The sequence below is a fragment of the Deltaproteobacteria bacterium genome, assembly GCA_016235345.1.
Lineage (GTDB): Bacteria > Desulfobacterota > Desulfobacteria > Desulfobacterales > Desulfatibacillaceae > JACRLG01.
In genome coordinates, this window is the sequence record JACRLG010000011.1 from 99,172 (window position 1) to 112,053 (window position 12,882).

Annotated in this window: 10 protein-coding genes and 2 pseudogenes; 11 read left to right on the forward strand and 1 reads right to left on the reverse strand. The window is 59.6% G+C overall.

The window, feature by feature from the left end:
* The 11 genes and pseudogenes from HZB23_05775 to HZB23_05825 all read left to right on the forward strand — a co-directional run.
* On the forward strand, nucleotides 1–391 hold a 391-nt coding region (locus HZB23_05775), incomplete at its 5' end, for a hypothetical protein (protein ID MBI5844161.1).
* Between the two features lie 149 nt (nucleotides 392–540).
* On the forward strand, nucleotides 541–1,659 hold the full coding sequence (locus HZB23_05780; GenBank protein ID MBI5844162.1) for a Coenzyme F420 hydrogenase/dehydrogenase, beta subunit C-terminal domain: 1,119 nt from the start codon (nucleotides 541–543) through the stop codon (nucleotides 1,657–1,659).
* Nucleotides 1,660–1,877: 218 nt separating this feature from the next.
* Nucleotides 1,878–3,320, forward strand: coding sequence for a ribosome biogenesis GTPase Der (gene der, locus HZB23_05785; protein MBI5844163.1), 1,443 nt, complete (start codon nucleotides 1,878–1,880; stop codon nucleotides 3,318–3,320).
* Nucleotides 3,321–3,578: 258 nt separating this feature from the next.
* Nucleotides 3,579–4,839: pseudogene (locus HZB23_05790) on the forward strand (replication-associated recombination protein A).
* A 146-nt stretch (nucleotides 4,840–4,985) separates the two neighbouring features.
* Nucleotides 4,986–7,199, forward strand: coding sequence for a hypothetical protein (locus tag HZB23_05795; GenBank protein ID MBI5844164.1), 2,214 nt, complete (start codon nucleotides 4,986–4,988; stop codon nucleotides 7,197–7,199).
* 328 nt (nucleotides 7,200–7,527) lie between these two features.
* On the forward strand, nucleotides 7,528–8,127 hold the full coding sequence (locus tag HZB23_05800) for a hypothetical protein (GenBank protein ID MBI5844165.1): 600 nt from the start codon (nucleotides 7,528–7,530) through the stop codon (nucleotides 8,125–8,127).
* Complete coding sequence (locus HZB23_05805) at nucleotides 8,019–8,363, forward strand: hypothetical protein (GenBank protein MBI5844166.1); 345 nt, start codon at nucleotides 8,019–8,021, stop codon at nucleotides 8,361–8,363. The genes HZB23_05800 and HZB23_05805 overlap by 109 nt, the downstream gene beginning before the upstream one ends.
* A gap of 175 nt (nucleotides 8,364–8,538) precedes the next feature.
* On the forward strand, nucleotides 8,539–9,672 hold the full coding sequence (locus HZB23_05810) for a phosphatase PAP2 family protein (protein MBI5844167.1): 1,134 nt from the start codon (nucleotides 8,539–8,541) through the stop codon (nucleotides 9,670–9,672).
* 137 nt (nucleotides 9,673–9,809) lie between these two features.
* Complete coding sequence (locus HZB23_05815; GenBank protein MBI5844168.1) at nucleotides 9,810–10,469, forward strand: CDP-alcohol phosphatidyltransferase family protein; 660 nt, start codon at nucleotides 9,810–9,812, stop codon at nucleotides 10,467–10,469.
* A 27-nt stretch (nucleotides 10,470–10,496) separates the two neighbouring features.
* Entirely contained in the window at nucleotides 10,497–11,396 is a 900-nt protein-coding gene (locus HZB23_05820; GenBank protein MBI5844169.1) for a TIGR01777 family protein, read from the forward strand.
* Nucleotides 11,396–12,427, forward strand: coding sequence for a KamA family radical SAM protein (locus HZB23_05825; GenBank protein ID MBI5844170.1), 1,032 nt, complete (start codon nucleotides 11,396–11,398; stop codon nucleotides 12,425–12,427). Before HZB23_05820 ends, HZB23_05825 begins: the two co-directional genes overlap by 1 nt.
* Here the strand turns inward: HZB23_05825 and HZB23_05830 are convergent.
* A pseudogene (locus HZB23_05830) lies at nucleotides 12,372–12,770 on the reverse strand (SoxR reducing system RseC family protein). The gene HZB23_05825 and the pseudogene HZB23_05830 overlap by 56 nt on opposite strands.
* Nucleotides 12,771–12,882 lie beyond the last annotated feature (112 nt).

The following is a 12,882-nucleotide window of genomic DNA, read 5'->3' on the forward strand; positions in this document are numbered from 1 at the left end:
GGCAACCGATTACCTGGCGGCCCTTGGGCTTTCGTCCGAACCTGCCCGCCTGGAAATATCCGCAACTTATCACCTCCCATGCCATCGGGGTTTTTCAGCCACCTGCGACGACGCGCCCCGGAAACTTTTAAGACAGGTTCCGGGCATTGACTGGCGGGAAATGGCGCACCCGGACGCCTGCTGCGGGGCGGGAGGGCTTTTCTTTGCAAAAAACCGAAAAATGTCGGAAAATATAAAAAGCCGGAAAATGGCCGATATTTCAAAAACCGGGGCGGAATGCGTGGTGACAGCCTGCCCCATGTGCAACAGCTTTATTAGTGGCCCTTTCAGGCAGATAAAAACAATGCACCCATTGAGCCTTTTGGCCAAGGCATACAATAACAGCCGTTGAAGACGGCTAACATCAAGCCTGGATAAAAACGATGAAGTGCAAGGAGTGCGAAAAGCCAATGAGTAAGCGTACTAAATGTACGTGACGGAATTGGCTTTGAAGCACGACACAGCAATTCGCGTTTTTAGACGGGCTGATAAGGAGGCAAATTGAAAATCAAGGGACAGAAAGAACTTCTGGCGGACGTCGTGGCCAAGGGGCTTTGCGTGGGCTGCGGTGGCTGCGTCAACCTGTGCCCCTATTTCGTGACGTACCGGGGAAAGACCTCCATGACCTTTCCCTGCACCCGTGAAACCGGGCGCTGTTACGCCCACTGCCCGAAAACCGAGGTGGACCTTCACGAACTTTCCGAGGCGATCCACAACGAGCCCTACCGGGGGAGCCCGGTCGGCGAGTACCGCCGGGTTGTGGCGGCCCGGGCGGGAAAAAAGGCGGGTGAAGGCGCTTTCCAGGGCGGCGGCACGGTCTCGGCCCTCCTGGCCGCAGCCCTTGCAAAGGGCCTCGCAGAAGGGGCGCTGGTCACCAAAAGCGACAACGTTCTTGGCGATCCGGTGGTTGTCACCGATCTTGCCGGAATACTTGAGGGCGCGGGCTCCAGGTACGCATGTTCCCCGGTTGTGGCGGCCCTCAACAAGGCACAGGCCGAAGGCGCGAAAAAGCTCGCCGTGGTGGGCACCCCCTGCCAGATGACGGCAATCGCGGCCCTTCGGCAAAATCCCCTGGAAAAGCCCGGTTTCGCCGATCCGGTTGCCATAACCATCGGCCTTTTCTGTACCTTCGCCCTGGATGGCCGGGCCCTTGAGGCCCTGGTGAAGGAGGAAATCGGCGACGAGCACGTAATAAGCATGGACATTCCACCCCCGCCCGCAAAGGTGCTGGTTGTTTCCACCGCCACCCGGAAAGTGGAAATCTCCCTGGACCGCCTTCGCCCCATCACCCCAAAGGGCTGCGCCATCTGCCCGGACATGACCGCCGAGTGGGCCGACCTTTCGGTGGGCATGGTGGAGGGCTGTCCCGGCTGGAACACCCTCATCATCCGCACCGAGGCCGGGGACGAGCTGGTCAAGTGGGCGATCAAGCAGGGCTTTCTGGAAGCGGGCAAGGTGGAGTGCGAAAACCTGGATCACCTTATGCTCGCCTCCAACAACAAGAAAAAACGGGCCATAGCCGCAGCCGAGGCGGAAGGGCTTTTGAAAGGCCCCGGCGAGGAAGGCCAGGCGGCGCTCAGAATCCGCCCCGAGGTAGTAGCGCGCATCAAAACCGCTTAGCAGCCTGGCTAAAAACGCGAACTGCTGTGTCAGGCATCGCTAAAAAGTCGGTCACGTACAAAAGCGTACGCTCCCTCCTTTTTAGCTCGCCTTCCTTGCATTTCATCGTTTTTAGCCAGGCTGCACTTGCGGCCCAATGGTTGGGTTGCTCGACCCTAAAAAGGTAGTAGGTTGGGTGGTTCCGGTCCGAAGGACCGGGTTCACCCAACAATTTTAATATGATTCAAGTGTGTTGGGTGAACCTGCCCTTGGGCTTAAACCACCCGACCTGCCGGTGTTGTTTACAGCCCGGCAAGCTGGTTTTTTTCACGCAGCAAAAAAAGGAAAGTAAAGTGGGAGCAGTGGTCGCAGTTGTGGGCAGGCCCAACGTGGGCAAGTCCACGTTTTTCAACCGTCTCACCAAGAGCCGCAAGGCAATGGTGGACGACATCGCAGGCGTCACCAGGGACAGGCTTTACGCCAAGGTCACCCATGAGGACACCACCTTCACCCTGGTTGACACGGGCGGCTTTCACCGAAACGACCCGGACGGGTTCGTTTCCCAGATTCACCACCAGATGAAGGAGGCCGTTTACGAGGCCGACTGCGTGGTGATGCTCCTGGACGGCCGCCTGGGCCTTTCGCCCTATGACCGGGACATGCTGGACCTTCTGCGGCCCCTTCAAAAGCCCAAGTTCTTCGTGGTGAACAAGGTTGACGACCCCGGCCAGGAACACCTTTCAGCCGACTTCGCCGAACTCGGCCTGGAGCGCCTCTACACCCTCTCGGCGGCCCACGGCTACGGCGTGGACTACTTTCTGGACCGGCTCGTAAAGGCGCTTCCCCGCCACGACCCGGACCCCGAACTTGAAAACGTCCCCAAGATCGCAGTGGTGGGACGGCCCAACGTGGGCAAAAGCTCCTTCATCAACCGCATAGTGGGCGCAGAGCGCATGATAGTAAGCGACGTTCCGGGCACCACGCGGGATTCGGTGGACAGCACCGTGAAGCGCGACGGCAAGAGCTACGTCTTCGTTGATACCGCAGGCATACGCCGCAAAAGCAAAACCAGCCAGCGGCTCGAAATCTTTTCCATCATGCGGGCCTTGAAAAGCCTTGAGCTGTGCGACGTGGCGATGATCCTCTTAGACGCCTCGGAGGGCATCACCGACCAGGACGTGAAGGTGGCGGGCTACGCCTACGAGCGCGGCTGCGCCGTGATTTTGGTCGCCAACAAGTGGGACCTTCTGGAAAAGGACAACAAGACCTCAAAACGCTTCGAGGAAAAGGTGAGGGACATGACCCGGTTTCTGGGTTTCGCGCCCTTCCTCACCATGTCCACCCTCACCGGCCAGAGGATTTCCAAGCTCTTTCCGCTCATCGACGAGGTTTACGCCCAGTATTCCGCAAGAACCGGAACAGGGGCCTTGAACCGCGTAATGGAGGCTGCCTTTACCCGGCACGTTGCGCCCATGGTGAAGGGAAAGCGGATCAAGTTCTTCTACACCACCCAGGTGGCCACCAAGCCGCCCACCTTTGTGGCCTTCGTGAACTACGCCGAAGACATTCATTTTTCCTACGAGCGCTACCTCATAAACCACATAAGGGCCGAGCTTGGCCTTACCCACACGCCCATACGTTTGTTTTTCAGGCAAAGGGATCGCAGATCGAGAGACCAATAAACGCCCGTCTAAAAACGCGAACTGCTGTGTCACGCTTCAAAGCCAATTTCGGTCACGTACAAACATCCTGACATAGCCCAGGAGCTCTGCGATTTCCTGGGCGGGTACGCTCCCTTATTGGCTTTTTGCGTTCCTTGCATTTCATCGTTTTTATCCAGGCTTGTATCAAGCCTTTTTCGACAGACTGACAGAAATGATTATCTCATACAACCCACAAAGAAATCCCATCCATGAACATCAAAAACAAGGCCGCCTTTCATGGATGACATCTTCGAGCAGAAGGCCGCGGAGGAGCTTCAAAGGGACGCTCCTTTAGCCGAGAGGATGCGGCCCAGGACCATTGACGAGGTGATGGGCCAGGAGCACCTTCTGGCGGACGGCGGGCTTTTGCGCCAGGCCGTGGAAAAGGACCGGCTGTTCTCGCTGATATTCTGGGGACCGCCCGGCTGCGGCAAGACCACCCTGGCCCGCCTCCTTGCCCTTGGCACGAAATCCCGCTTCATCCAGTTTTCGGCGGTGGGCGCGGGTGTGGGCCAGATACGCGAGGCGGTTGTTGAGGCCAAAAAGGAAAGGGCGCAATCCCGCCGCACCATTGTTTTCGTGGATGAAATCCACCGCTTCAACAAGGCCCAGCAGGACGGCTTTCTTGGCCACGTGGAAAGCGGCCTCATAACCCTTGTGGGCGCGACTACGGAGAACCCCGGCTTCGAGGTCATCGCTCCCCTTCTGTCCCGTTGCCGGGTGCTCACCGTAAAGGCCCTTTCGGCTGAAAGCCTGGCCGCTCTTCTGGATCGCGCAGTAACCGACCCCGAACGGGGCCTTGGAAGCCAGGGCCTTTCCCTTTCAGCCGAGGCCCGCGATATCCTGGCCGACGCCGCAGGCGGCGACGCAAGGAAGGCCCTGAACAGCCTGGAAACCGCCGCCTTCCTGGCCAGGAGCGACCCTGCGGCGGAAGGGGCCATAAGCCCTTCCCACGCTGCGGAGGCCCTCCAGAAAAAGACCCTCTCCCACGACAAGGCGGGCGAATCCCACTACAACTTAATCTCGGCACTTCATAAGAGCCTCAGGGACTCCGACCCGGACGGGGCGATTTACTGGCTTTACAGGATGCTTGACGCGGGCGAGGACCCCCTCTACATCGCCCGGCGCATGGTGCGCTTCGCCACCGAGGACGTGGGCAACGCCGACCCCAACGCGCTATCCGTAACCATCGCAGCAAGGGATGCCTACCACTTTCTCGGCTCCCCGGAGGGCGAGCTGGCCCTTTGCCAGGCGGCCTGCTACCTTGCCACGGCCCCCAAGAGCAACTCCCTCTACATGGCGGAAAAATCGGTGAGGGCCGCCATTGCCCGCACCGGGGCGCTGGACGTTCCCCTGGTCATAAGAAACGCCCCCCCCCCCCCCCATGCGCCAGCTCGGTTACGGAAAGGGCTACCAATACGTGAAGGACCGCCTCTCCCGCTGGCGTGAATATCTTGCGGCCAAAGGCCGTGCGGGCGCGCCGGAAAAACAGGACTGAGGCCGCGCCGCAATTTTCCTTCCATTGGCAGGCCTTCAATATTTGCCCTTTACAATTCCCGCAGCAATACTGTTTAATTTCAGCAATAATTACAGGTTGGTTCTTCAGCCGGTTTTCCGCCGAAACCCAAGGGAGCAAAATCCGAAATGGCCATTTCCGCCGAAAAGGATTTGAGCCTCGATATCGAGGCCGAACGGCTCGTCAACGAGGCGTCAGGCAGGTCGGCCAAGGGTTTTTCCGTTCCCGGCCTTTCCGAGCGCCTGCACGAGGAACAGAAAATGGCCGACGCCAGAAGCGTTCTTCTGGTGAGGTTCATGGTTGACTGCGCGGACGCCATTTCAGCGGCGTCCAAAGGAAACATGGAAAAGGCCGGCCAGTTGAAGGCGCGGATGAAGGAGGCCCTGGACACAATGGGCCGGATGCCCGAACGGCCCGGCGGCCTGGTCATCCGCTTCCGTGGCCGACACCTGCCAAGCGAGGGCAAGGCAAGCGCCAGGAACGATTACGAGGTGCTTCTGGGCTCGGCCCGCCTGGACGCGGTGGCTGTGGCGGGAGTGGCCAAAAGGACGGCCTCGGAAAGCCTCAAGGCCGACTTCCTGCGGGCCGCCTCGGTTTTCACCTCCCTTGGCATCAACACCCTGCACTTCACCCTGTTCGACGAGGACGATGACCTTGACGGGATGGCCGAGAGGTCCCTTTCCGCCCTTTTGGGTTACTGCTACTCGGTTGCCGTGGATGAGGGCGTCTGCGCCGATGAGGCCGGGGCCTGCATAACCGTTTTACGGGACCCCCTGGGCGAGCCGGTGGCCGATCTTTCCATACTGGCCGCAGTGAACGGCGTGAAGCCAACTGCCATAAACGAGATGGCGGAAAAGGTCCGGGCCCTCATGGACAGGGCAGCCCCGGACAGCCCCCTTCTCCAGTACGTGTCCGTGTCCGCCGCCGCCTTCGCCTTCGACAAGCTGAAGGCCCAGCTCAAAAAGCCCTCGGTGTCCGTCAACAACATGCGCTGGCTCTTTGCGGCGGACGACTCCGACGCCCTTCCCCCCCCCAGCGCGGCGGTCGTAAGGTTCTCGTCGGTGATTTTCGGAAGCGACTCCAGAAAGGCCGCCCGCCTGGCCACCAGCCTCTACGCAGACGACTACGGGCGCATAGACTCGGTGGAGCTCGTGGAGCGCTTAAAGCTCGCCTCGGACCTTCTTGCGGCCCTGGACCGCCACGCGGCATCCAGGGACGTCCTTACGGGCCACGTGCTTTCCACACTCCGGGCCGACATGGAGCTGGTGCCTGATAACATTCTGGAATCCATCTCTTTTTCCAACAGGCAGGCCGAGGCATCGGCCCCCGGAACAGGCCCGGTGAGAAGACTTCTGGACGAGCGCGTTTTCGACCTCTGCCTCTTTTTCCAGAGCCGGGCCACGGTGCGGAAAAAAATGAAGGCCATGGTGAAGGAGCCGGTGCGCTTCGACAACGCGGACTGTGAGGCCCTTTCCAGGGATTTCGACTCAAGCCCGGAAGCGGCCCGCGAACTCCTGGAACTGGTGGGCTCCTGTTTCGACAAGGGCGGGCATTTCCAGAGGTCCGTCTTTGACATGAACATTCCGGCCTTTGCCCGACATCACAAGGTGTTCGAGTTTCTGTGGCATTTTTTGAAGGAGCACATGCACCGGGCCGAGCGCATAGCTTTTTTGAACGCCTTGAAGGTGCTCATCGACCAGATGAAGGAGCCCAAGCGGGCCTTAAGGGTTCTTCTGGGCGATTTCGCCCACGACCCCCAGTCGGTGAATTTTTACGACAGAAACGGCCTCATGCTGGCCAACCTCCTCTTGCGCACCTTCACCAAGGAGCTTCACCAGAACATCGAAACCACCCCCGAAGAGGTCCTCCAGGTGGTGAAGGGCCTTGACCCGGACCGCACCGGCTTTGCCCGGAGCATCATAGACGCCGAAAAGGAGCGCTTCTTTCTAAAGGTGAAAACCATACACCGGGAGCGCCAGGAGGCCCTGGACCCCAAGACCGCGTCGTTTTCCATGCCGCCCGCTTACCTGCTCTCGCTGGAGCGGGAAATCTACATCTTCTTCTCCCTCATCGGGGGCGTGGCCGCCGTGGCCACCTTGCGAAGCGCCCTCCGGGAATACGGAGACCCGCACTCGGAGCTCTACCGCCTGGCAAAGGGCGGAAAGCACCTTTTGGACGTGTTGGGCATACTCCAGATAATTCTGCGCGGCGTGAAAAGGATAGGCGAGCGGAGCGACCAGGTGTACGCCAGCCAGATCAAGGCCCAGACCCTGGAGTTCATGGACCTTAAAAAGACCCCGGAAACCGCCGATGCCGTGAAAAAGATGATGAAGTGGCTGTGAACGGTTGAGATGGAAACAGCTGGCCCTTCCGCTGCCAGCAGCTTTTCGCCAGTCTGTTGGAAAATCATGATACGACAGGCTGATGAAAAACGATGAGCCGTGAAGGAGTGCGAAAAGCCAATGAGTCAAGCGTACCCACCCAAGAAATCGCAGAGTTCTTGGGCTAAATCAGGATGGCCGTACGTGACGGAATTGGCTTTGAAGCAGAACTCTGCCGGATCGCGTTTTTCGACAGCCTGTCAGGCATCGTCCTTGACAACAGTATTAATAGATTGCTATTGAATCTAATCAATCCACAGTCTTTCTTTTCAACCATCGGGAAAAGCGCATGAACCGGAAAGCCAAGGCTCTTGTTCCTGGCGAAAAGGCCGCTTCACCCAAACTAGCCGACTTGGTCACCATGGAAGACCCGGGCGCGGTTTTGGGCGAGACCCTCGCCGTGGCCCGGCTCATAAGCCCCTCAATTGACACGGTTTTTGTGCGTCATGTTTTCGGTGATGTCCGGTCCCTGTTCGAGGGCGTCTATCCCCACTACCGGCGCTGCAACACCGATTTCCACGATTTCCAGCACACCACCGACTGCCTTCTGGCAATGGTCAGGCTCATGCACGGCGCGCATCTGTCCGGTATTGATCTCACCGAAAAGGAAGTGCGGCTGGGACTTGTGACCGCTTTGATGCACGACACCGGCTACATACAGAAGGACACCGAAACCAACGGCACCGGAGGTTGCTACACAAAGGTGCACGTGGACCGCTCCATCGACTTCATGGAAAGCTACTTCAACCTGCACGGGCTTTCCGAGGCGGATTTTCACCTGTGCCGCAGATCGCCAGCCGCACCTACCTTGAAAAACTGGTTTTTCTTTACAAGGAATTCTCCGAGGCCGGAATCCCCGGATTCAGGGACGAATATGACCTTCTGGTAAAGACAGCCAATTTCTACGACATCACCAAAAAGCGCCTGAAAAACGAGCTTTCCGGGATGAATCATTACGTCAAGGCCCATTTCCTGTCCAGGCACGGGATAGACTCCGACCTCTACGCAGAGGCCATGGAAAACAACATCAGCTACCTGGACCACGTGCTCGCCTCCTACGGCGACGACTACAGAAACCACCTGCGCCGGGGCGGGCTGGTCCGTCCAGCTGAAAACCCGGGCTGATACGCCCCCATCCCCGTTTCCAGGTCTTTCGCCATCCTTTCCGCCGTCGCCCTTTTCCGGCCTTCATGCCCGCCATTGCCTTTTCCGGGCCTGCGCTATTGCAAAAGGGGCTCCCGCGCCTTATATAAGACGGCTGGAGGAGTTTTCGTCTTCATTAGGGCGGGAGGCAGTTTTCTTGTGGGATGAAACAAAAAACCCGGATTGCGCCCCAAGGTCCCGGAAAAAGATCGTGCTGGCCATGGCCGCCTTTTTTCTGGGCCTTGTGCTGATAAGCCTCGTTTTCGCGCACTTCAACCTTGACCGAAGGATCAGCGGCGTCTTCCACCATCCCCAGGAAGGCTTTTTCCTGGAGGACCACGCGCCCTGGATTTGGCTGTACCGCTTTGGCACCATCCCCGGCCTGGTTTTCATAGCGCTTTCAATTTTCGCCTTTTTCATGTCCACCCTTTCCCCAAGGTGGGCCGACATCAGAAGGCCCGCCGCCATAGTGGTCCTTACGGCGCTTCTGGGAAGCGGCATAATGGCCAACGTGGTGCTGAAACCCTACTGGGGACGCCCAAGGCCCAGCCAGACCACGGACTTCGGCGGGGAGTGGGCCTACAGAGACGCCCTTTCCCCCGGAACCCCCGGCAAGGGCCAGTCCTTTCCCTCCGGCCACTGCACCATAGCCTTCCTTTTCGTAAGCGCCTGGGCAGCCCGCAAAAATTACCCGCGAGCCGCTTTTGCAATAACGGTTTTCGGACTTACCTACGGCCTTTTCATGAGCGCGGCCCGCATCGTTCAGGGGGCCCATTTCGCAACGGACACCATGTGGGCCTTGGGGGTGATAGTCCTTTCCGCCGGGTTCTGGGACGTGGTCCTCCCGGACCCCCTCTTTGGGCGTGAACAGGCGGCTGGCCGTATAAGGCCGGTCCCGGCGATTATCGCCCTTGCCGCCCTTCTTGTGCTCGGCTTCGATTTCGCGGCGCACAGGCCCTTTTTCGAGCATCACAGAAGGTACGTCTACCTCGAACCCGGCATAAAAAAAATTGTGATAAGGACGAACGTGGCCCTTACAAAGGAGCAGGTGATAAGGGACGCCCAGGGGCTGCCCAGGATATTGCTTGATTCCCAGGGCTTCGGTTTTTTCAGCGCCCGGAGGGTTCTTACCGACAGGCGCGAGGTAAAAGGGGACACACTGATCCATCATTACGACATAAGGGCGACCGGCTGGTTTTCCGAGCTGAACCACTCGGCCAGGGTGATCCTGCCCCCCTCGGTTCCAGCCGGCCTTTCGGTGGCCTTTGAAACCCCCGAAGCTGCCCGATAAGCCGCATGAGCCGCTTTCAGGTTCTTTTCCTTTTGCATGAGGGGCCAATAGGGTATATATACGGAATTCCGTTCGCAATACGGCTTGGACTCCCATAAAAACCAAAAGATTTTAAGGACTTTTCAAGGAATCACGAAATGGACAGGAAAAAAATACTCCAGCTGGTCAAGTCCCCCCCGGCCCTTTCGGACACGCCGGTGGCCCAGCCCTATTATCGCCTTCTGGAGGAGGGCCTTTGGCCCCTCACGTCCAAGGTCGCAAGAGACCCCGACATCTACACGGCGGCGTCCCTTTTGGCGGCCCTCCTGGTTCCCATGGGGTTCTGGCTTCATCCGCTCGTGGGCGCTTTTCTCATGATGGCCTCCGGCCTCTTCGACACCATGGTGGAGGTTGCGGCCAGGGAATCCGGGCTCGATTCCCCCCTTGGGGCCTTTCTCAACTCTTGCATGGACCGGGTGAGGGACTTTCTCTTCCTTTTCGGTTTCTGGGTGCTCTTTTTCGGGGCGGACGACCCTCTTCCGGGCTCCGGCCTCATTTTCTCCAGCTTCCTTCTGATCTCCCTTTTCAATTACACCCGCACCAGGGCCACGGCCCTTGGGGTGGAGATTCCCCCCGGATTCATGGAGCGCGGTTTCCGCACCATCTATCTCATATTCTGGGCCGTGCTCCTGGGGTTCTTCCCCGCCTCACGCGACTCCGTCCTGTGGGGGGGGCTTTTCCTGTTCGATCTTCTGATAATGGCCGCCCTGGCTGGCCGCATAGTGCTGATCCAGGCCGAGCTTCAGGTCCGTAAATAGCCTGAGGTTCAAACGGAGAATCGCCCCATGAAAATCCTGATAACCGGCGGACTCGGATTCGTGGGAACCTGCCTCACCGGGCGCTTTCTTGAGGAAGGCCACTCGGTGACCTCCCTGGACCGAGCCCCCCACGCGAGACTTGCACATCCCGGCTACGCCTATCTGAGCGCCGACACCACCCTCCCCGGCCCCTGGCAGGAGGTCGTGGCCACCCACGACGCCGTCGTGAACCTGGCCGGGGCCACCATATTCAAACGCTGGAACGATGCGTACAAAAAGGCCGTCTGGGACTCCCGGATACTCACCACCAGGAATCTGGTGCAGGCCATTCCCGAAGGAAGCGGAATCACGCTTTTGAGCACCTCGGCGGCGGGCTATTACGGATTTCGGGGGGACGAGGAATGCTCCGAGGACACCCTGCCCGGCGACGACTTTCTGGCCAGGGTGTGCGTGGGCTGGGAAACGGAGGCGAAAAAGGCGGCTGACAGGGGCGCGAGGGTGGTTATCACCCGCTTCGGGGTGGTTTTCGGCAAAAACGGCGGGGCCCTAAGCCAGATGGCCAAAACCTTCCGCCTGGGAGTCGGAGGGCCGCTGGGAAGCGGCAACCAGTGGTTTTCGTGGATTCATATCGAAGACCTCGCTTCCGCCATGCTCTTTTGCCTCAATAACAAGGCGGTTTCCGGGCCGCTCAATTTCATGGCCCCCTACCCGGTCCGCAACCGCGACATGGCAAAGGCCCTGGGCCGCGTCCTCAAGCGCCCGGCGGTGATCCCGGCCCCGGCATGGGCGGTGAAGCTCGCCCTGGGCGAGTTCGGGGACGCCATTCTTCACGGCCAGCGCGGAGTTCCCACGGGCCTTTCAAAACTCGGCTTTACCTTCAAATATCCCGAAATCGAAGGGGCCATGCGGGAGGTCCTTTTCTCCTGATGGACTCCCGGAAGGCCATCTGCGACCCCGCAACCCTTGCGGCCATAAAGGGCGCGAACCCGGACTCCGCAACCCTTGTGGTCCGCCGCCATCCCATGCGCATCCCCGGCCACTTCGCCGCCCTCATCCGTACGCACGACGACCCCCTGGGCCTACAGGCCGTTCCATCCATCAGCGAGCTTCTATGCGACGGCGAAGACGACCCCCTTTGCGAGGAGGCACAGTCGCCCGTTCCCAACCTGGTCCACCGCTACCCGGACCGGGTCCTCTTCCTGGTGGAAAACCGCTGCGCCCTCTACTGCCGCCACTGTATGAGAAAGCGCCGCACGGGGGCAACCGGGCCGGTCGCCCCCGTTATCCTGGATCGCGGGATAGGCTACATAAAGGAAAATCCGGCGGTGCGCGAGGTGGTGCTTTCGGGCGGGGACCCCTTGATGATGGACCGGGACAGCCTTTTGGGGCTTCTGGGGGAGCTTCGGAAAATCCCCCACTTGAAGGCGCTTCGCATCCACACGAGGGTTCCGGGAGCAGACCCCGCGCGGGTGACGGAAAAACTCGTTTCCGGGCTTGGACGGTTTTCGCCCCTTTTCATCAACATCCAGTTCAACCACCCGGCGGAGCTGACCGATGAGGCGAAAGAGGCCGCAAGGAGGCTGGCCAAGGTCGGAATCCAGCTTGGGTCCCAGAGCGTTCTTTTAAGGGGGGTGAACGATGATTCCGAAACCCTGGCCGAACTTTTCACCGGTCTTCTGGGAATGGGGATAAGGCCCTACTGCCTGCACCACCCGGACCCCGTGGCGGGAACCGGGCATTTTTCCGTGCCGCTCTCAAGGGGGCTGGAACTGGCGGCCTCGCTTAGGGGCAGGATATCCGGCATGGCGGTGCCCCACTACATGCTGGACATTCCGGGCGGGTTCGGGAAAACCGCGCTTTTGCCGGGCTCGGTGGAAATACTCGGAAACGGAAGCTACAGAATCAGGTGCTTTCGGGGGATATGGCGCGATTATCGGGACCGGGTTTCCCCCGCCTGACGATTCTTCCCATCTTCGGGGTGAATTTTCCGCCCGCCCCCATCCTTCTTCCCAAAATCCTCACCACCAGAAGACCTATGGCCAGAAAGCCAAAGCCCACGGCCACCGAGGCTGTTTCCGGGTCAACGCCGAGCCTTCCCGAAAGCGCCTGCCCAAGGAAGGTTCCGCAGAAAAGGGCCGCCACTGGCGTAAGGTAAACGAAATACGCCCCGGCCAGAACCCGCCTGCTGGAGAGAACGAGGCTCACGGTGTCTCCGGGCAGGGCGCCAAGGCTGTTATCAACCAGCACGTCAACCTCGTTTCCGCCCCCTAAAGAATGGCAGCCCGACCGGGCCGTGCATGACTCTCAGGCCCCTGTGCGGCACGTGCGCACAAGGGCCATGCCGCCGGAGAGCCTCACCACCGTTCCTTCTTCTTCAGCCATGCCTGTTCATTTCCGATAGGAGAACGACATC